The 19,724-nt window shown below is 73.8% G+C and carries 13 protein-coding genes; 8 read left to right on the top strand and 5 right to left on the bottom strand.

Going from position 1 to position 19,724, the window contains the following annotated elements; all coding sequences use genetic code 11:
• Positions 1-85 precede the first annotated feature (85 nt).
• Genes SCATT_RS15375 through SCATT_RS15355 form a run of 5 tightly spaced genes read right to left on the bottom strand, consistent with a single transcriptional unit; the run spans position 86 to position 11,294 of the window.
• Positions 86-538: a nuclear transport factor 2 family protein gene (locus tag SCATT_RS15375; RefSeq protein ID WP_014144001.1), complete on the bottom strand. Its 453-nt coding sequence runs from the start codon at positions 536-538 to the stop codon at positions 86-88.
• Positions 539-581: 43 nt separating this feature from the next.
• Positions 582-1,469, bottom strand: a complete 888-nt coding sequence (locus SCATT_RS15370) for an SDR family oxidoreductase (protein ID WP_014144000.1) — start codon at positions 1,467-1,469, stop codon at positions 582-584.
• Between the two features lie 50 nt (positions 1,470-1,519).
• Positions 1,520-2,890 carry a phthiocerol/phthiodiolone dimycocerosyl transferase family protein gene (locus SCATT_RS15365; protein WP_014143999.1) on the bottom strand — a complete coding sequence of 457 codons (1,371 nt, stop codon included), beginning with the start codon at positions 2,888-2,890 and terminating at the stop codon, positions 1,520-1,522.
• Positions 2,887-4,092: an FAD-dependent oxidoreductase gene (locus tag SCATT_RS15360; protein WP_014143998.1), complete on the bottom strand. Its 1,206-nt coding sequence runs from the start codon at positions 4,090-4,092 to the stop codon at positions 2,887-2,889. Before SCATT_RS15360 ends, SCATT_RS15365 begins: the two co-directional genes overlap by 4 nt.
• The gene (locus SCATT_RS15355) at positions 4,089-11,294 is read right to left on the bottom strand and encodes a non-ribosomal peptide synthetase (protein WP_173405640.1); all 7,206 of its coding nucleotides are present in this window, start codon (positions 11,292-11,294) and stop codon (positions 4,089-4,091) included. The genes SCATT_RS15360 and SCATT_RS15355 overlap by 4 nt, the downstream gene beginning before the upstream one ends.
• A gap of 273 nt (positions 11,295-11,567) precedes the next feature.
• Here SCATT_RS15355 and SCATT_RS15350 point away from each other — a divergent pair, with 273 nt between their 5' ends.
• From SCATT_RS15350 to SCATT_RS15315, 8 genes are all read left to right on the top strand, one after another.
• The gene (locus SCATT_RS15350; protein WP_014143996.1) at positions 11,568-12,941 is read left to right on the top strand and encodes a cytochrome P450; all 1,374 of its coding nucleotides are present in this window, start codon (positions 11,568-11,570) and stop codon (positions 12,939-12,941) included.
• Positions 12,938-14,416 carry a crotonyl-CoA carboxylase/reductase gene (ccrA, locus tag SCATT_RS15345; RefSeq protein WP_014143995.1) on the top strand — a complete coding sequence of 493 codons (1,479 nt, stop codon included), beginning with the start codon at positions 12,938-12,940 and terminating at the stop codon, positions 14,414-14,416. Before SCATT_RS15350 ends, ccrA begins: the two co-directional genes overlap by 4 nt.
• 72 nt (positions 14,417-14,488) lie before the next feature.
• Positions 14,489-15,205 carry a class I SAM-dependent methyltransferase gene (locus SCATT_RS15340; protein ID WP_014143994.1) on the top strand — a complete coding sequence of 239 codons (717 nt, stop codon included), beginning with the start codon at positions 14,489-14,491 and terminating at the stop codon, positions 15,203-15,205.
• 60 nt (positions 15,206-15,265) lie between these two features.
• Positions 15,266-16,909: a bifunctional S-methyl-5-thioribose-1-phosphate isomerase/methylthioribulose 1-phosphate dehydratase gene (locus SCATT_RS15335; RefSeq protein WP_014143993.1), complete on the top strand. Its 1,644-nt coding sequence runs from the start codon at positions 15,266-15,268 to the stop codon at positions 16,907-16,909.
• Positions 16,910-16,949: 40 nt separating this feature from the next.
• A complete protein-coding gene (locus tag SCATT_RS15330) occupies positions 16,950-17,528 on the top strand; it encodes a 1,2-dihydroxy-3-keto-5-methylthiopentene dioxygenase (RefSeq protein WP_014143992.1) in 579 nt (192 codons plus the stop codon).
• Entirely contained in the window at positions 17,525-18,265 is a 741-nt protein-coding gene (mtnC, locus tag SCATT_RS15325) for an acireductone synthase (RefSeq protein ID WP_014143991.1), read from the top strand. The genes SCATT_RS15330 and mtnC overlap by 4 nt, the downstream gene beginning before the upstream one ends.
• Positions 18,262-19,092 carry an S-methyl-5'-thioadenosine phosphorylase gene (locus SCATT_RS15320; protein WP_014143990.1) on the top strand — a complete coding sequence of 277 codons (831 nt, stop codon included), beginning with the start codon at positions 18,262-18,264 and terminating at the stop codon, positions 19,090-19,092. The genes mtnC and SCATT_RS15320 overlap by 4 nt, the downstream gene beginning before the upstream one ends.
• A 19-nt stretch (positions 19,093-19,111) precedes the next feature.
• Entirely contained in the window at positions 19,112-19,462 is a 351-nt protein-coding gene (locus SCATT_RS15315; RefSeq protein ID WP_014143989.1) for a tRNA-binding protein, read from the top strand.
• Positions 19,463-19,724 lie beyond the last annotated feature (262 nt).

Here is a 19,724-nt window from a genome sequence, read left to right as displayed (position 1 = left end):
CTCGAAGGTCGTGGTGCGGTGGGATGGCGGTGGGCCCGGCACCCGTGGGGTGCCGGGCCGGAACGGGGGAAGGGGGGTGCGGGGGTCAGCCCTGGGCGAGCGCGGCCAGCGCCTGCTTCCAGGCGATCTCGCCGCCGGCCGCCTCCATCACCAGCCAGGGGTTCCAGAAGTCACGGAAGTGCTTGATCTCGCCGTCCTCGAAACGCACCACGGACAGGTACGTCTGGTGGTACCGCCCGCCGGTGGCGACCAGGGTGCACTCCCCGGTGAACGCGGCGACCAGCAGCCCGTCGTCGGTGACGGCGTAGAACTCGGGGGCGGAGAAGTCCACCCGCAACTGCTCGCCGAACATCGTCATCTGGGCCAGCAGCGCCTCCCGGCCCTGCATCCGCGAGGGGAACCCGATGGCCGGGTAGGGGAACTCCAGCACGCCGTCCTCGGCGAACAGGTCGACCCATTCCTCGATCTTCCGGTCCGCCAGCAGCCGCAGGCTGTGCGCGAACAGTTCCTTGAGTTCCTGCGGGGCGGGGTTGGCCATGACGGCTCGCTTTCTGTGCGTGGAGGGTTGCGGGGTCCGGGGGTCAGCGGGACGGGGTGACGATGCCGCCGAAGACCCGGTCGACGGCGCGGTCGGGCAGCAGCCGGGCGAGCAGCCGCCCGCCGGTGGCGTCCCGGCCGACGCCGTAACGGGTCCGGGGGCGGGCGGTGACCAGGGCGCGGAAGACCGTGCGGGCCACGTCGTCGGGGGTGGTGCGGCTGGTGCGCGCCGCGTTCTCGTTGGTGCGCAGGAACCGCAGGAAGGTGTCGCGGTACAGCTCGCGCACCGGTTCCGGGGCGGCGTCCAGGGTGCGTTCGGCCTCGGCGGACATCTTGGCCCAGATCGGGGTCATGATGGCGCCGGGCTGGATCACGGTCACCGGGATGCCCTGCGGGGCCAGTTCGCGGCGCAGCGCGTCGCTCAGCGCCTCCTTGGCGAACTGTGCGGCGGCGTAGGCGCCGAGGTAGGGGATGGCGACGTTGCCCAGGCCCGAGGTGACGTTGACGACGCGTCCGCCGCCGGTGCGCAGCAGGGGCAGGAAGCCCTGGATCACGGCGAGTTGTCCGGTGACGTTGGTGTCGAGCTGGCGGCGCAGCAGGTCGGCCGGTACGCACTCCAGCGGGGCGGTCACCGCGATCCCGGCGTTGTTGACCAGCCCCCACAGCCCGGCGTCCCCGGCCGCCCCGCCGACCTCGGCGACCGCGCGGGTCACCGCCTCGGGGTCGGTCACGTCCAGGGAGACGGGGGTGAGCCGGCCGCCGTCCGCGGTGGCCGCCAGCCGTTCGCCGTCGGCCGTGCGGCGTACCCCGGCGAAGACGTGGAAGCCCACCCGGGCCAGGTGCAGGGCGGTGGCCTCGCCGAGCCCCGAGGAGGCTCCGGTGACGACGACGAAGCGTCCCCTGGGCGACACGAGACCCGTCCAGTTCGACACGTATTCCTCCGGGGTGGGGCGGTTGCTGGTTCGAGGGGCCCAGGCGGGCGTCACGGCTTGGCGGCGGCGAGCACCGCGTCCATCGAGGCGTCGGCGATCCGGGTGGCGCGTTCGGTGGGGACCGCGCCGTCGATGTGGGTGAAGTTCCACGCCATGCGGCCGTGACTGGTGTTGACGGTGGCGCAGTACAGGGCGTTGACCGACAGGCCGGCGATGAACTCGGCCTCCGACAGCTGCCACGGGCCGACGGCGGCCGGGAAGTCGTGGCGGCCGATGTTGGACAGGCAGAGCGTCAGCGGCCCCTTGTTCTCCATGAAGGTCAGGAAACGGCGGCTCTTGGCGACCGACTTGGGGGCGACCAGGCCCATGGCGGCGACCGCGGCGAGCTGTTCGCCGCGCTGTCTGCGGCGCACCAGGTCGCGGCTGACGGCGCGGGCCATCGGCCACAGCGGGGCGCCGGGGCGGTAGTCGACGAGGGTGGGCACCGAGGCGACGTACGTGCCCACCTCCCGGTCGGTGACCGCGGGCACCAGGTCGTCGCGGAAGTTGACCGGGGAGCCGATCATCACCGGTCCTGGGTGGCCGCCGGCGTCCTCGGCGACCGCCGTCACCATGGCCGCGGCGAGGGCGCCGTGCACCGTGGTCTGCTCGCGGTGGCAGGCGGCGATCAGGTCGGCGAGCGCCTCGTGGCCGAGTTCGCGGTGGAGCAGCCGGGTGGCCCGGTCGCGGAACGGCACCCGGCGGCCGGCCTCCATCCGGCGCGGCTTGCGGCGGCGGGCGGTGGCCTGGTCGGACAGTTGCTGGGCGAGGACGCGGCGGGTGCCGGCCAGGCCGCGGAAGGCGGGCGGCAGCAACGTGTCGGGGGCGGGCAGGGCGCGTTCGGCGCAGACGGCGGGCGGGTCGTCGGGGCCGGCGGCGCCGATCTCGGCGGCCAGTTCGATCCACTGCCGCAGCAGGGTCAGGACGGTGGTGCCGTCGGCGACGCAGTGCGGCACGGTCAGCACCAGGTCGTGCACGTCCGCCGTCCCGTTCCCGGCGGCCTCGGTGGTGACCAGCACCGCGCGGGCCAGCGGTCCGCCCTGCCAGTCGACGGCGGTGTTGAGTTCCTGCTCGTCGACGACGCGCTGCCAGCCGGTGTCCGGGTCGTCGGCGGCCACCACGCGCAGCGGGATGGGGCGCCCGGTGACGGGGACGAAGCGGGGGTTGCGGCCGGCCGCGTCGGCGCGGATCGCGGCGCGCAGCAGCGGGTGGCGCCGCTGGAGCGCGTCGAGCCCCTGGGCTAGCAGCTCCTCCGGGAGGGCGCCGCGCAGCCGGACGTGGCCGATCACGTTGAGCGGGGCGATCTGGTCGCAGACCCAGTACCAGCGCTCCAGCGGGCTGAGCGGCCGGGCGGCCACGGTCGGTGCGAGGGCGGGCGTCACGGCTGTACCTCCATCGTGCGGTCGGCGGCGGCGCTGACGCCGGGGAAGTCGAGGTACTCGGCGTTCTGCTTGTCCAGCACGGAGCCGGGCGCGAAGCGGAAGAACAGGTCGCGGCCGAGGATCCGCAGCGGCTGCTCGGTCTGCTCCAGGGCGCTGAGCGCGTGGGCGCCCTCGACGATCCTGCGGGTGCGGGGGCGCCGTTCGGCCTCGTAGCCGCGCAGCGCCGCCTGCGGGTCGTCCGGGCGGGCCGCGAGGTGGTGGGCGAGGACGACGGCGTCCTCCACGGCCATGCAGGCGCCCTGGCCGAGGCTGGTCATCATCGGGTGGGCGGCGTCGCCGAGCAGGGTGACCGGGCCGGTGCCCCACCGTTCCAGGAACGGGCGGTCGCGCGCCGGGAAGGCGGTGATCTGCTCGATGGGGGTGGCCGCCACCGCCGCCCGCACCTCGTCTGCCCATCCGGCGTAGGCGTGGACGATCTCGTCCTTGGTGCCGCGCCAGTCCCTGGCCCGCTCCACCGGCATGTTCTTCGTGCCCCACCAGTAGATTTGGCCGCCGCCGATGTTGGCGATGCCGAAGCGCTTCCCGCGGCCCCAGTAGTGGGCGCCGTACTGCTTGGGCACCTTGGGGTGGGTGAACTCGGGGGTGGCCACCCAGCACAGGTAGCCGCTCTCGCGGGGCTGTTCGGGGCCGGTGAGCTGGCGGCGGATCGCCGAGTTGAAGCCGTCGGCGCCGATGAGCACGTCACCGCGGGCCCGGCGGCCGTCGGCGAAGGCCACCTCGACGCCGTCGCCGTGCGCGGTGAAGCCGGTGGCGGCGGCGCCCAGGTGGACCGGGCAGTCGTCGCCGACCTCGCGCAGCAGCAGTTGCTGGAGCAGGGTGCGGGCGATACCGAAGCTGGGGGCGCCGAGCCGTTCGCAGAGCGCCTTGAACTCCAGGGTGCGGATCAGGCCGCCGCGGGCGGTGCGGAAGTGCAGCCGCTCCAGGATCTCGGCGTTCTCCTCCAGCTTCAGGTCGATGCCGAGGGTGCGCAGCGCGAGCACCGCGTTGGTCATGAACGACAGCGCCCCGCCGGCCGGGCGCAGTTCCCGGGCGCGTTCGTAGACCTCGACGTCCATCCCGACGCGGCGCAGCGCCGCGGCGGCGGTCAGGCCGCCGATCCCCGCTCCGACCACGATGGCCTTGCCGGCCCGGCGTGCTGTCACTGCGCCGCTCCTTCGTCGTTGCGCCGCCCGCCGCGCCGTCCGGCGAGCACGTCGGCGATGGCCTCGCCGACGGTGCCGACGTACGGCTCGTCCAGGAGCATGAGGTGGTCGCCGGGGACGTCGACGACGTCCAGGTGACCGCTGGTGAGGGTCGCCCAGCCGTTGGCCGGGGCGTCGTGCAGGGTGCGGGCCGCGCCGTGCATCGGCTTGAGCACGTCGGGCAGCGGGGCGGTGGCCTTGACCAGGGTGAGGTCCACCGGCTCCGGGGCCGGTTCGTAGTCGCGCAGCGAGGCCCAGTTGGTTTTGTAGACCTCGAACATCCGGCGGACCGTGGAGCGCGCGGTGTCGGCGGGGACGATGCCCACGGCCGCCGCGCGTTCGGCGATGAAGTCCAACCGGGCATCGTCGCCGGTCAGTTCGGCCGGAATCCGTTCGACCGGGGCGCTGCCGCCGCGGTCGACCCAGATCAGCTCCCAGAAGAACCACTCCATCATGGCCTGTTCGGCCACGTCGGGGCGGTCGCCCGGGGTGGGGGCGATGGAGTCGAGCAGGATCAGCGAGGCGACCTGTCCGGGCCCGCCGTCGGCGATGAGCTGCTTGGCCATTTCGAAGGCGACGAAGCCGCCGAAGGACCAGCCGCCCAGGTGGTACGGGCCCTCGGGCTGCACCCGGCGGATCGCCTCCAGGTAGCTCTTGGCCAGGGCGCCCATGGTGGCCACCGGTTCGGTGCCCGGCTCGGCGCCGCCCGCCTGGAGGGCGTAAAGCGGCTGCTCGTCGGGCAGGTGGCGGGCGAGGCGCACGTAGCACAGCACGTTGCCGCCGAGCGGGTGGACGAGGAAGAGCGGCGGGCGGTCCTCGGCGCCGCGCTTGACCGGCACCACCGGGTCGAAGGCGGCCACCGCCTCGTCGGAGCGCAGCCGTTCGGCGAGCCGGGCGACGGTCGGGGCGGCCACGAACGTGGTCAGCGGCACCCGTACCCCGAACCGCTTCTCGATGGTGACCACCAGCCGCATCGCGGTGAGCGAGGTGCCGCCGTGCTCGAAGAAGTCGTCGTGCACCCCGAAGCCGGGGCTGGCCAGCATCTCGCCGAAGATGTCGGCGAGCGCCCGCTCGTAGGCGTCCCGGGGGGCGATGGCGTCGGCGGCCGGGCCAATGTCCAGCGGCAGCCGGCGCAACGCGGCGTCGTCGCGCTTGCCGCTGGGCGTCAGCGGCAGCTTCTCCAGCCAGCCGAGGTGGGCGGGGACCATGTACTCGGGGAGCACGGCCCGCAGCCGCTTGCGGACCTCCTCCAGGTCGGCCGAGCCCTCCTCGCCGAGCAGGTAGCCGACGAGGAACGAGTCGAGGCCGTCGCCGCGGGTGCGGGCGACCACGGCGGCGCCGCGGATGCCGGGGAAGTCGTCGCAGAGCGCGGTGATGGCGATCTCCACCTCGGCCGGCTCGACCCTGAAGCCGCGCACCTTGACCTGGTTGTCGGCGCGGCCGAGCCACACCGTGTCGCCGTCCGGCAGCACCCGGCCGACGTCGCCGGTGCGGTACAGCCGGGCCCCGGGGCGGGTGGGGTGCGGGACGAAGCGTTCCTCGGTGAGGTCGGGGCGGCCCCGGTAGCCGAGGGCGAGGCAGGCTCCGCCGAGGTATATCTCGCCCTGGACGCCGGTGGGCACCGGGCGCAGCCGGTCGTCGAGGACGTGGATCTCGGCGCCGTCGATGGCGGTGCCGATCGGCGGCAGCGCGGGCCAGCCGGCCGGGTCGCCGGAGAGCAGGTAGGCGCTGGCGATGTTGGTCTCGGTGGGCCCGTACTGGTTCTCCAGCAGGGTGCCGGGGCGGGCGGCGCACAGCCGGCGGATCTCCTCGGTGACCCGCAGCTGCTCGCCGGAGGAGATCAGGATGCGCAACGCCTTCGGGCGGATGCCGAGCAGTTCGGAGGCCTCGGCGATGCCCTGGAGGGCGACGAACGGCATGAACCACCGCTCGATGGCCTGCTCGTCCAGGATCCGCAGCAGCGTGGCCGGGTCGCGCCGGTCGGCGTCGGAGACCAGGTGCAAGGTGCCGCCGGCCGCCATGGTGGAGAAGATCTCCTGGAAGGAGACGTCGAAGCTGAGCGGCGCGAACTGCAGGGTGCGGGCGCCGGGCGCGTTGGTCTCGGCGCGCAGTTGCCACTGGGTGTAGTTGGCCCACAGCCGGTGCGGCAGCTCGACGCCCTTGGGTTCGCCGGAGGAGCCGGAGGTGAACAGGATCAGCGCGAGGGAGTCCAGCGGCAGCGGCGCGGTCTCCTCGGGCGCCTCGTCGTCCGCCGGGCCGGGCAGCGGGATCGACTCGACGGGCAGCACCAGCGCCGGGTCGGGCACCAGGGCGGCGTGGCGTTCGTGGGCGACGACCCGGAACGGCCGGGCGCGTTCCACCATGCGGGCGATGCGCTCGGGCGGGTAGCTGACGTCCAGCGGCACGCAGGCGGCGCCGGCCCGCAGGATGCCCAGGACGGTGGCGATCATCTCCGGGGAGCGGTCCAGCGCGATGCCGACGCCGGCGCCCGGGGCGACGCCGAGGTCCCGCAGGCGTCCGGCGATCCGCCGGGTGGCCCGGTCCAACTCCCGGTAGGTCCAGCGGACGTCGCCGAAGACCACGGCCTCCGCGTCCGGCCGGGCCGCGGCCATGGCGGTGAACCGGCGTACCACGTCCAGCGGTTCGGGGGCGGGGTTGGCGGGCAGTTCGGCGGCGGGCGCGAGGAAGTCGAAGTCCACCGCCGTTTCCGGGTGTTCGACGACGCGGCGCAGGATCGCGGTGTAGGTGTCGGCGAGCAGGGCGGCCTGGACGGCGGTGAAGGAGCGGCCGGCGCAGTTGAGCCGCAGCCGGGTGCGTCCGTCGCGCGGGTCGACGATGGCGTTGACCAGCAGCCCGAAGTTGGTCTCCTCGTAGGTGGTCAGCTCCAGCAGGTCCAGTTCGGTCCGGCCGAGGAGCGGTTCGAGGTTGTGCAGCCGCACGAAGGTGAACGCGGTGTCCAGCAGCGGGGCGCCGCCGCGGTCGTCCTGGATGGCGCTGAGCGGGTAGGCGCGGTAGGGGTGGGCGTCGCGTTCGGCGCGGACCACGTCGTGGACCGCGTCGAGCCAGGTGGCCTGGCCGGGGGTGAGGCGTACCGGCATGGTGTTGAGGAAGAGGCCGGCGATCCGGTCGGCGCCGACGGCCTCGGGGCGGCCATGGGTGACCAGGCCGGTGGTGACGTCCTCGCGGCCGGAGAGCAGCCGCAGCGTCAGGCAGTGGGCGGTGAAGAGCACCAGGCGCAGCGGCACCGCGTGGTCGCGGGCGAACCGCCCCAGCGCCGCGTCGAGTTGGTCCGGCAGCTCGATGTGGTGGACCACGCTGCCCCCGTCGCCGGGGGCCTCGTAGGGGACGAACGGGTCGAGCTGGACGAGTTCGGCACCGGCCAGCCGGTCGCGCCAGTGGTCGCGGGCGGCGGCGGAGGCGAGCACCGCGCGTTCGTCGCGGACGTGGAGGGCGGGCGAGGGCGGTTCGGTCCCGGCCACCGCGGGGACGTCGGCGCCCAGGGCGTGCAGGTAGTCCTGGAGAAGTTCGGAGATCACCCCGGCCACGCTCCAGCCGTCCAGGATCGCGTGGTGGAAGCTGAGCACCAGGTCGAGGACGTTTCCGGCGCGGACGTGGGCGCGCAGGTGGTGCAGGCCGGGCGTCTCGTAGTCGTAGGCGTGCCGGCGGCGTTCCTCGATGTGGGCGCGGACGGCGGCGTCCCCGGCCGCGTCGTCCGTCTCCCGCAGGTCGGCGACGGACAGGGTGCCGGTGGCGTGCGGGTGGACGATCTGGAGCGGTTCGGAGTAGCCGCCCAGGGCGAACGAGGAACGCAGCGCCGGGTGGCGGGCGGTGAGCCGGTCGTGCGCGGCGCGGAAGGCGTCCTCGTCCCAGGCGACGGCCAGCCGGTAGTGGAAGACGTCGTGGTAGACGGTGGAGTTCTCGTCCTCGGTGCTGTGGTAGAGCATGCCGAGGTGGAGCCGGGTGGCCGGGAACGCGTCGGTGGCGCCCAGGCCCAGCAGCCGTGCCTTGTCGACGCCGGCGACCAGTTCGAAGGGGGCGACGGTGGCCTCCGGCTCGCCGTCCGTCATCGCCCCGGTGTGCGCGGCGAGGTCGGAAAGGCGCGGGTGGCGCACCATGTCGGGCAGGGCGACGCGCAGCCCGCGCGCGGCGGCCCCGGCGCGGACCCGCAGCATCAGAATGGAGTCGCCGCCGAGGGCGAACCAGTCGTCGTGGGCGCCGACCCGCTCCACCCCGAGCACTTGCTGCCAGACCTCGGCGAGGGCGCGCTCGGTGGCGTCGCGCGGCGCGGTGTACGCGGTGGTGCCCGCCTCGCCGTCGGCGGCGAGCAGCCGGACCAGCGCGGCCCGGTCGGTCTTGCCGTTGGGGGTGAGCGGGACGGCCTCCAGGCGGGTGAAACGGGCCGGGATCATGTATTCCGGCAGCGTCTCGGCGAGCCGGGCGCGGATCGCGGCGGGGTCCAGCGGGGCGTCGGCCAGGTAGCCGCCGGCCAGCGTGGTGCCGCCGGTGCGGGAGGGCACGGCCACCGCCACGGCGGCGCGGACCCCGGGGAGCGCGGCGAGCCGGTGCTCGACCTCGCCGAGCTCGACCCGGTTGCCGCGGATCTTCACCTGGCCGTCGATGCGCCCCAGGTACTCCAGGGTGCCGTCGGCGAGGCGGCGGGCGAGGTCACCGGTGCGGTACAGCCGCCCGCCGGGGGTGAACGGGTCCTCGGTGAACTTCTCGGCGGTCAGCTCCGGGCGCCCCAGGTAGCCGCGGGCCACCCCGACGCCGGCCACGCACAACTCGCCGGGGACGCCGGTCGGTTGGGGGTTGCCGTGCTGGTCGAGCACGTGCAGCCGGATGTTGTCGATGGGCCGCCCGATCGGCACCCGGCGCACCGGACGCCCGGGGTCGGCGGGGCAGTCGTGGTACGAGACGTCCACGGTGGCCTCGGTGGGCCCGTACAGGTTGACCAACCGGGTACCGGCGGCGGCGAGCAGCCGGTTGAAGCGGTCCACCTGGCCGGGCGGCAGCGCCTCGCCGGAGCAGAAGACCCGGCGCAGCACGGACGCCGTGGCGAGCGCCGCGGGGTCGGACTCCAGCAGGTCGAGGAAGGGGGCGAACATCGACGGCACGAAGTGGACGGCGGTCACCCGGTGGCGGTCGATCGCGGCCAGGATCTCCTGCGGGTCCTTCTCCGCGCCGGGGGCGGGCAGCGCCAGCGACGCCCCGGCCAGGGGCCACCAGAACAGCTCCCACACCGACACGTCGAAGGAGACCGGGGTCTTCTGGAGCAGCACGTCACCGACGCCGAGCGGGTAGCGGCGCTGCATCCAGTCGAGCCGGTTGACCACCGAGCGGTGCTCGACCATGACGCCCTTGGGCTGCCCGGTCGAGCCGGAGGTGTACAGCACGTAGGCGAGGTCGGTGGGTCCGGCCGCGTCGGGCAGCGGCTCGGCGGAGCCGGTGAGCGGTTCGTCGGCGCGGCGCACGACCGCCGCCAGGCCGTCGGGGAGCGCGGGGGTGCCGGGGCCGGTGAGCACCACCTTGGCGGCGCTGTCGGCGAGCAGGAAGCGGATCCGCTCGGCGGGGTAGCCGGGGTCCACCGGCACGTAGGCGGCGCCGGCCTTGAGCACCGCGAGGATCGCGGTCATCATCGGCACGCCGCGTTCCATGACCACGGCCACCCGGTCGCCGGTGGTGACGCCGTCCGCGCGCAGCGCCCGGGCCAGCCGGTTCGCGTCCGCGTCCAGCCGGGCGTAGGTCACGGTGGTGCCGTCGGCGGCGCGCAGCGCGACCTGGTCGGGGGTGCGGGCGGCCTGCCGGGCGAAGAGGGCGTGCACGGTGGTCTCGTCGGGGAAGTCGGCGGCCGTGCGGTTGTGGCCCTCGACGAGTCCGGCGCGCTCGGCGGCATCGAGCATCGGGATGCGGGCGACCGGGGTGTCGGGGGCGTCCAGCCCGGCCAGCACCAGGTTGCGGATGTGCCGGGCCAGGTCGGCGACGGGCAGGTCGGCGTCGAAGACGTCCAGGGCGTGGTCGAGGTCGACCACCACGTCCCCGGTGGCGTCGGTCTCGGTGACGGCGACCGCGAGCACGTCCTGGTCGTGCGCCCGGGTGGCACCGGACGCCTCCTGCCGGATCCCGGGCAGCTCGCGCGGGGTGGGCAGCTGGACGTAGGAGAGGGTGACGTCGAACAGCTCGCGCGGGCGGCCGGGCGGCAGGTCGCGCAGCACCTCCCCGAGGGGCAGCCGCTCGTGGCGTTGCAGGGTGCGGGAGCCGTCCTGGATCGCGGCCACCAGCTCGGCGTAGGTCAGCTCCCCGGCCGCGCGCACCGGCAGCGGAAGGGTGTTGGCGAAGTGGCCGACGGTACGCCGCTGCGCCTGGCCGCGCCGGTTGAACAGCGGTACGCCGAGCACCACGTCGTCGGTGCGGTGCACGCGGGAGAGGTAGACGGCGAAGGCGGCGGCGATGAAGGCGAACGGGGACCGGCCGCGCGCCCGGATGCGTTCCACGGCGTCCTTGGGCAGCGTGAAGGAGTGCCGGGCGCTGCGCCGCCGTCCGCTGTCGGCGCGCCGGGTGAACAGCGGCGGGGTGATCTCCCGCAGCACGGTGCGGAAGTGCTCGCGGTCGCGCTCGTACCGCTCGGATTCCCGGTAGCCGCGCTCGTCGTCGAGGACGGCGAGGTAGTCGGCCGGCTCCGGGCCCGGCTCGCCGGCGTACCCGGCGGCCACCTGCTCGAAGAAGAGGTTGAGCGCCCAGGCGTCGGCGACGATGTGGTGGGCGACGACGCAGGCGTGCACTGCGGTGTCGCTCTCGACGAGCACCGCGAGCCGGTACGCCGGGCCGTCGGCGAGGGGGAAGGGGCGGTCGTACGCCTCGGCGATCCACCCCTCGCAGCGCGCCCGCGGGTCGGCCGCGCCGCTGAGGTCGACCACCTCCACCGCCGGGCGGTCGGCCACGGCGCGTTGCAGCGGCACCCCGTCCCGCTCGGTGAAGCGCAGCCCGAAGGCGTCGTTGCGGCCGGCCGCCTCCCGCAGGCACTGAGCCAGCCGCGCCGCGTCCACCGGCCCGGTGAACCGGCGGGCCAGGAAGAGATTGAACTGCGGAAGCTCCGGAAAAAGGGCGTGCGCCACCCATATATCCCGTTGGTAAGCCGTCAGCGGTGACCACTCGGATGAATTCAAGATGCCCTCTGCTCAGGTCGCCTCGGAGTTCAATCTCGGTACGCGCACCATGGCCCGGAAACCGCCGGTCATCCAGAAAGCCTCCAGCCTGGTAGTCCTGATTCCAGGCTGCCGGTACCCCGCTGGCCGGCTCCCGGCTGACCGCATCCCGGATCAAGCCGGAGAAATCAGAAAACCCTCCGGCCGCACTGGCGAAAACCCCGGGGATACGGCAAGAATCCTTTCCCACAAGCCCTTGAGCCCGCTTAGGGCCGGCCAGGGAGGAAGCCCCCCATGAGCAAGCAGGCGCCGTTGGTCGCCGGCCATCCACTGCTCGGATCACTGCCCGACCTGCGCGACGACACTCTGGGTGCCTACCTCAGAGCCCGCCGGGACCACGGCGACGTGGTCCGGTTCGAGGCCGGTCCACCCGGACTGCGGGCGAGCCTGTACGCGGTGTTCTCGGCCGACGGCGTGCAGCAGATACTCGGCACCGAGGCGTCGAACTTCCGCAAGGAGAACGACGTCTACACCGAGATACGCGAATCGATCGGAAATGGCCTGCTGACCAGCCAGGACGAGGAGTACATCCGGCAACGCCGGATGATTCAGCCACTGTTCACCCGCCGCCGGGTGGACGCCTACGCGGGCGCCGTACACGATGAGGCGACGGCCACCGCGCACCGCTGGACGACCGCCTCCGGAAACGTCGTGGACGTCGTTCCGGAAATGGCCGAATTCGCGCTGCGCAGCGTCACCCGTATTCTTTTCGGCTCCGACATCGAATCCGCGGTGGACGTGGTCCGCCGCAATTTCCCGGTGATCGGCGAGAGCGTGCTGCGGCGCGGGGTGGCACCGCTGCGCATCCCGCGGACCTGGCCCACCCCGGCCAACCGGCGCACCGCGACCGCCCAGCGCGAGCTGTACGCGATCTGCGACCGCATCATCGCCGAGCGCACCGCGGCCGGCCACGACGACTCGGGCGACATGATCAGCCTGCTGATCGGGGCCCGGGACGAGGACGGGTCGGCGCTGGACGCGGACTCCGTCCGGGACCAGGTGCTGGTCTTCCTGCTGGCCGGCCACGAGACCACGGCCACCGCGCTCGCCTTCGGCCTCCACCTGCTGGCCCGCCACCCGGACGCGCAGCACGCGGCGCGCGCCGAGGTGGACGCGGTGCTGGACGGACGGCCGGCGAGCGCCGCCGACCTGGAGCGGCTGCCCTATCTGACCAGGGTGTTCAAGGAGGCCATGCGGCTGTATCCGTCGGTGGCCATCATGGGCCGCCGCAGCGTGGCCGACAGCGAGGTGTGCGGCTTCCACATCCCCGGCGGCTCCGACGTCTACGTCAGCCCCTGGGTGACCCAGCGCCACCCCGACTACTGGGAGAACCCGGACGCGTTCGATCCCGACCGGTTCGCCCCCGATCTGGAGGCGGCCCGGCCACGGTACGCCTGGTTCCCGTTCGGCGGCGGCCCGCGGTCGTGCATCGGACAGTACTTCGCGATGCTGGAGGGCATCATCGGACTCGCCACCTTCCTTCAGTCCTACGAGTTCGCCGCGGTCGACGCCGAGGTGCCGCTGGAACTGGGCATGACGATGCGGGCCGCGGGCCCGGCCCGGGTACGGCTCACCCGCCGCCCGAGCAGCGGGGAGGCCGCGGCGTGAGGCACGTGCTCGACGCGATACGGGCGGGCGACGCCACGGCCGCCGACTTCGCCGCGCTGCGACTCCCCGAGTCCTACCGGGCGGTGACGCTCCACGCCGACGAGGCCGACATGTTCGAGGGGATGGCCGGCGCCGACAAGGACCCGCGCAAGTCGCTCCACCTCGACGAGGTGCCGGTGCCCGAACTCGGCCCGGGCGAGGCCCTGGTGGCCGTCATGGCCAGCTCCGTCAACTACAACACCGTGTGGAGCGCGATCTTCGAGCCGCTGCCCACCTTCACCTTCCTCCAGCGCTACGGCAGGACCTCCCCGCTCGCCGCCCGCCACGACCTCCCCTACCACGTCATCGGTTCCGATCTGGCCGGGGTGGTGCTGCGTACCGGTCCCGGGGTGAACGCCTGGAAGCCCGGGGACGAGGTGGTGGCGCACTGTCTGTCGGTGGAGCTGGAGTCGGCCGACGGGCATGACGACACGATGCTCGACCCCGAGCAGCGGATCTGGGGGTTCGAGACCAACTTCGGCGGTCTGGCCGAGATCGCGCTGGTGAAGTCCAACCAGCTGATGCCCAAGCCGAAGCATCTGACCTGGGAGGAGGCCGCCGCCCCCGGCCTGGTCAACTCCACCGCCTACCGCCAGCTGGTCTCCCGCAACGGCGCCGCCATGAAGCAGGGCGACAACGTCCTGATCTGGGGCGCCAGCGGCGGCCTGGGCTCCTACGCCACCCAGTTCGCCCTGGCCGGCGGCGCCACCCCCATCTGCGTGGTCTCCTCCCCCGCCAAGGCCGACATCTGCCGCGCCATGGGCGCCGAAGCCGTCATCGACCGCACCGCCGAGGACTACCGTTTCTGGAAGGACGAACACACCCAGGACCCCAGGGAGTGGAAGCGCTTCGGCAAGCGCATCCGCGAACTGACCGGCGGCGAGGACGTCGACATCGTCTTCGAACACCCCGGCCGCGAGACCTTCGGCGCCTCGGTCTACGTCACCCGCAAGGGCGGCACCATCGTCACCTGCGCCTCCACCTCCGGCTACAACCACGAATACGACAACCGCTACCTGTGGATGTCCCTCAAGCGCATCATCGGCTCCCACTTCGCCAACTACCGCGAAGCCTGGGAAGCCAACCGCCTCATCGCCAAGGGCAAGATCCACCCCACCCTCTCCAGGACCTACCGCCTGGAAGACACCGGCCAGGCCGCCCACGACGTCCACCGCAACGTCCACCAGGGCAAGGTCGGCGTCCTGTGCCTCGCCCCCGAAGAAGGCATGGGCGTCCGCGACCACGAGACACGCGCCAAGCACATCGACGCCATCGACCTGTTCCGTGACGCGTCAGCGGAGCGGACCGAAAAGCACAGCCGTGACGCGTCAGCGGAGCGGACCGAAAAGCACAGCCGTGACGCGTCAGCGGAGCGGACCGAAAAGCACAGCCGTGACGCGCCGAACGCGCCCGCGGAGCGGACCGTACAGCGATGACCCGACAGCGGCCGGGGCCAAGTGAAAGGTGAAGATCCGTTGCAACCCGCGACATCCGTCGAAGCGAGCCCCGTGACCGCCGACGACGCCCCCGCCACCCGCGACTCGCAGTCGTTCTACCGGGACGGGGGCGCGGGGGCCATCATGCGTGCCGCGCACTTCCCGGACGAGCTGCTGTCGTTCCTCCAGATGGAGGGGCTCGCGGTGCTGGACGCCGCCTCCCGCAACGGCTGCGACAGCCTGGTGGAACTGGGCTGCTACGACGGGCGTTCGCTGGAGGTGGCCCGCGCCGCCGGCATCGGCTACCTGGGCGTGGACGTCAGCCACGGCGCCGTCGCCGCGCTGGAACGCCGGATCGCCGACGAGGGGCTGACCGGACGGGCCGCCGGGGTCGTCGGCGACATCCTGTGTCCCGACGGATGGCGTTCCGCGGTGCCGGGCCGCCGTCCGTTGCAGTTGCTGCCGTTCAACCTGGCCGGCAACCTCGCCGAGCCGGAGAAGGCGGTGGCCGGGCTGCGCGAGGTCGGCGAGCTGGCCGTGATCTCCGTCTTCAACGACGAACCCTGGACCACCGAGGTGCGCCGCGCCTACTACACGGCCTGCGGGATCACCGTGCTGGAGGAGGTCCGGGGCGCCTACGGCGGCGTGCTCTTCCGGGGGGTGGGCGGCTTCCGGTCGCAGTCCTTCGGCACCGAGGGCATGGCCGCGCTGCTGGACGCCGCCGGGGCGAGCGCCGTCGGGACACGGACCAATAGACTCGGGCGGTGCGTCACCGTGCGGTTCGGCTGACGGGCCGGCCCAGCGATGACCACCCGCTCGCCGCGACCTTCGCCGACCCACGGAGGCCCCATGCCCCGGCGTGCCACCACCCCGTCGCTCACCTGGGACGACGGCGCCATCCTCACCGTCGACCAGCGCTACCTGCCGCACGAGCACCGCACCCTGCGGCTGACCACCGTCCACCAACTCGTCGACGCCATCAAGACGTTGGCCATCCGCGGCGCCCCCGCCATCGGGCTGGCCGGCGCCCTCGGCGTCGCCCTGTCCGCGTACCGGCACCACACCGCGGACGGGCTCGACGAGGCCGCGGTCCGCGCCGACGCCGAGCGGATCGCCGCCGCCCGCCCCACCGCCGTCAACCTCTCCTGGGCCGTACGCCACGTCCTGACCCGGCTCCCCGAGGGGCCGCGGGCCCTCCTCGCCGAGGCCACCGCCCTGCTGGCCCAGGACGTGGCGGCCGGCCGCGCCGCCGTCACCCGCGCCGCCGACCTGGTCGAATCCCTCACCCCCGACCGCCCGTTGCGGGTGCTGACGCACTGCAACACCGGCCGGCTGGCCACCGCCGCCACCGGCACCGCGCTCGGCGCGATTCTGGAGCTGGCCGACCGCGGCCGGATCGCGGAGGTGCTGGTGGACGAGACCCGGCCGCTCCTCCAGGGCGCCCGGCTCACCGCCTGGGAGCTGGGCGAGGCCGAGGTGCCCTACCGGCTGTGCGTGGACTCCGCCGCGCCTGCCGCGATGGCCGGCGGACTGGTCGACTGCGTCCTGGTCGGCGCCGACCGGATCGCCGCCAACGGCGACGTGGCCAACAAGATCGGCACCTACGCCCTCGCGGTGGCCGCCGCCCGCCACCGCATACCCTTCGTCGTCGTCGCCCCCGAGTCCACCTGGGACCGCGAACTCGCCGACGGCACCGGCATCGTGGTCGAGGAACGCGACCCCGCCGAGGTCACCTCGGTGCTCGGCACCCCGGTCGCCCCGGCCGGCGCCCGCGTCCACAACCCCGCCTTCGACGTCACCCCGGGCGACCTGGTCACCGCCATCGTCTCCGAACACGCCGTGGTGCGCCCGTACGCCACCCGGGGCCGCCTCGCCACCGAACTGGCCGCCTTCTCCCGCGAGTTGTACCAACGCGGCTGGATGCCCGGCACCTCCGGCAACCTGTCGGTGCGGCTGCCCGGCTCCGACGGACTGGCGCTGATCACCGCCAGCGGCCGGGACAAGGGCTCGCTCACCGCCGCCGACGTGGTCGCGGTGCGCGTCGCCACCGACGAGGTCGCCGAGGAGACCGCGTTGCGGGCCTCCGCCGAGACCGCGATCCACACCGCCGTCTACCGGGCCACCGGCGCGGCGGCCGTCATCCACGTGCACGCCCCCTACGCCACCGCCGTCGCCCGCCGGCACGGTGGCCGGTCCCTGGTCACCACGGTGGAGCTGGCCCGCTTCGAACTCCTCAAGGGCCTCGGCCTGGCCGACCCCTCCCGTACCGCCCTGCCGGTCTTCCCCAACTGGCCGGACGTCACCCGGATCGCCCGCGACGTCGCCGCCCACCTCGCCGACCACCCGCAGGGCCCGCCCGCCCTGCTCCTGACCGACCACGGCGTCACCGTGTGGGGCGCCACCCTGGCCGAGGCCCGCAACCGGCTCGAATGCCTGGAAGCCATCTGCCACCAGCTCGCCCTGGACGCCGCCGGCCCCGGGGTGACCGGATGACCGGGACCGCGCGCCCGGCGACGAAGAGGAGACACCGGCCATGACCCTGCTCCAGGTGATGCCCGAGGACGCCCCCGGCACCGTGCTGCTGCGCACCCGGGACGAGGCCGCCATCGCCGACGCCCTCGCCGCCCGCGGGGTACGGCTGCGCCACTGGCCGACCCGCGGCCCGGTCACCGAGGGCACCACCGGCGACGACGTGCTCGCCCGGTACCGCGCCGAGGTGGACGCGCTCTGCGCCGCCGAGGCACTGCGCCTGGTCGACGTCGCCCAGCTGCTGCCGGAGGACACCGAGGAATGGCGCAAGCGGGCCGCCGACGCGCGCGGCGCCTTCCTGGAGGAGCACCGCCACGCCGAGAACGAGATCCGCTTCTTCGCACACGGCACCGGCTGCTTCTACCTGCACCTGGACGACCGGGTGTACGCGGTGGTGTGCGAGGCCGGCGACCTGCTGTCGGTGCCGGCCGGCACCCGGCACTGGTTCGACATGGGCCCGGTGCCCGAGTTCTGCGCCATCCGCTTCTTCGAGGAGGAGGACGGCTGGGTGGGCGACTTCACCGGCGACCCGATCGCCGGCCGCTTCCCCCGCCTGGACGACCTGCTGGCGGCGGCCGGATGACCCCGGGCGCCCTCACCGTACGGGCGGACGCCGTGGTCCTCGACATCGAGGGCACCACCGGCTCCGCCCGCCATGTGCACGATGTGCTCTTCCCCTACGCCCGGGCCCGTCTCGGCCCCTGGTTCGCCGCCCGTCGCGGCACCCGGGAGCACGCCGAACTGCTGGAGGCGGTACGGGAGTTCGCGGGCGACCCGGCGCTCGACGAGGCGGCGGCCGTGGCCGCGCTGACCGCCTGGAGCGACGCCGACGTCAAGGCCCCGCCGCTCAAGGCCGTCCAGGCCCGCATCTGGGCGGCCGGCTACGCCGACGCCACCCTCACCGGCCACGTCTACCCCGACGTCCCCGGCGCGCTGGAACGGTGGCGGCGGGCCGGCATCGCCCGGTACGTCTACTCCTCCGGCGCCGAACCCGCCCAGCGCGCCTGGTTCCGGCACAGCGGCCGGGGCGACCTGACCGTACTGCTCGACGGCTACTTCGACCTGGCCAGTGCCGGCGGCAAGAAGGAACCGGACTCCTACCGGGCGATCACCGCTGCCATCGGCGTCCCCGCGAAGCGCACCGTCTTCCTCAGCGACGTCACCGCCGAACTGGACGCCGCCGCCGCGGCCGGCTGGCACACCGTCGGCGTGGCCCGCGCCCCCGAGCGGCCCCCCACCGGCACCGCCCACCCCTGGATCACCACCCTGGACGCCACGGCCCTGACCGGCCCCCACCACCACGAGGCAGGCACAGCATGACCGGACCGACCCCGCCCCCCGACGACGACCAGGCCGCCGGGATAGGCGTCATCGGCGGCAGCGGCTTCTACTCGCTGCTCGCCGACGCCCGCGAGGTGAAGGTCGACACGCCCTACGGCCCGCCGTCCGACGTCGTCTCGGTGGGCACCGTGGCCGGCCGAACGGTGGCCTTCCTGCCCCGGCACGGCCGCGACCACGCGTTCCCCCCGCACCGGATCAACTACCGGGCCAACCTGTGGGCGCTGCGCTCGCTCGGCGTCCGCCAGATCCTCGCCCCCTGCGCCGTCGGCTCGCTCCGCCGCGACCTGCCGCCGGGCAGCGTCGTCGTCCCCGACCAACTGGTGGACCGCACCAGCGGCCGGGTGCAGACCTACTTCGACTCCGGCGCGCTGCACGCGCAGTTCGCCGACCCCTACTGCGCCGACGGACGCGCCGCCGCCGTCCGGGCCGCGACCGCCACCGGCACCGCCGCCACCGACGGCGGCACCATGGTGGTCGTCGAGGGCCCGCGCTTCTCCACCCGCGCCGAGTCCCGGTGGTTCGCCGCCGCCGGCTGGTCCCTGGTGAACATGACCGGCCACCCCGAGGCCGTACTCGCCCGCGAACTCGCCATGTGCTACACCTCGTTGGCCCTCGTCACCGACTTCGACGCGGGGATCGACGCCGCGGAGAGCGTGGCTCAGGAGGAGGTCTTCGCGGTGTTCGCACGCAACATCGAGCGGCTGCGTGGCATCGTGCTGGAGGCCGTCGCGCTCCTGCCCGAGCAGCGCCGGTGCCGGTGCGCCACCGCCCTCGACGGCCTCTACATCCCCTTCGACCTGCCCTGACACAAGGAAGACCAGCCGCATGACCAACGAACAGCGCAAGCCGGACTGCGACCCCACGGGCTTCTTCGACGCCGACATCCGGGTGGGCCGGGTGCTGTCGGTCGAGGAGTTCCCCGAGGCCCGCAAGCCCGCCTACAAGCTCAAGGCCGACTTCGGCCCCGTCGGCATCCTCCAGACCAGCGCCCAGATCACCAACTACCGCCCCGAAGACCTCAAGGACCGCCTCGTCATCGGCGTGGTCAACCTCGGCCGCAAGCGCATCGCCGGCTTCACCAGCGAATTCCTGGTCCTCGGCTCCTACGACGCCGACGGCCTGGTCCACCTCCTCTCCCCCGAGGACTCGGCCACCCCCGGCGACGTCATCGGCTGACGGCCCCAGCCCCCGGCGGGCGGACTCCGGTGGCGCGGTCAGCGCCCCGAGCCCGCCCGCCGTCACTTCCTCCGCCCCGCCCGGCCCCTCCGCGGCCACGGCGGGAACGCCCACGCCATGTCCGGCCGCGTCCGCGGAACCCCGTCCCTGAACGGGCTCTCCGCCAGCGGTATCAGCCGCAACGCGCTACGACAGGCACCGCACGCCCAGTACGACGGCCCCGCGGTGTTGGCCCGCTGCTCGAACCCGACGAGCACCAGGT

The sequence above is a fragment of the Streptantibioticus cattleyicolor NRRL 8057 = DSM 46488 genome, from assembly GCF_000240165.1.
Lineage (GTDB): Bacteria > Actinomycetota > Actinomycetes > Streptomycetales > Streptomycetaceae > Streptantibioticus > Streptantibioticus cattleyicolor.
Note: the sequence above shows the minus strand (reverse complement) of the source record. Positions and strands in the feature narration are given on the sequence as shown.

Coding starts and splice junctions, on each gene's coding strand:
- SCATT_RS15375 (WP_014144001.1), bottom strand. CDS start 538: ATGGCCAACCCCGCCCCGCAGGAACTCAAGGAACTGTTCGCGCACAGC.
- SCATT_RS15350 (WP_014143996.1), top strand. CDS start 11,568: ATGAGCAAGCAGGCGCCGTTGGTCGCCGGCCATCCACTGCTCGGATCA.
- SCATT_RS15335 (WP_014143993.1), top strand. CDS start 15,266: ATGCCCCGGCGTGCCACCACCCCGTCGCTCACCTGGGACGACGGCGCC.
- SCATT_RS15330 (WP_014143992.1), top strand. CDS start 16,950: ATGACCCTGCTCCAGGTGATGCCCGAGGACGCCCCCGGCACCGTGCTG.
- mtnC (WP_014143991.1), top strand. CDS start 17,525: ATGACCCCGGGCGCCCTCACCGTACGGGCGGACGCCGTGGTCCTCGAC.
- SCATT_RS15320 (WP_014143990.1), top strand. CDS start 18,262: ATGACCGGACCGACCCCGCCCCCCGACGACGACCAGGCCGCCGGGATA.
- SCATT_RS15315 (WP_014143989.1), top strand. CDS start 19,112: ATGACCAACGAACAGCGCAAGCCGGACTGCGACCCCACGGGCTTCTTC.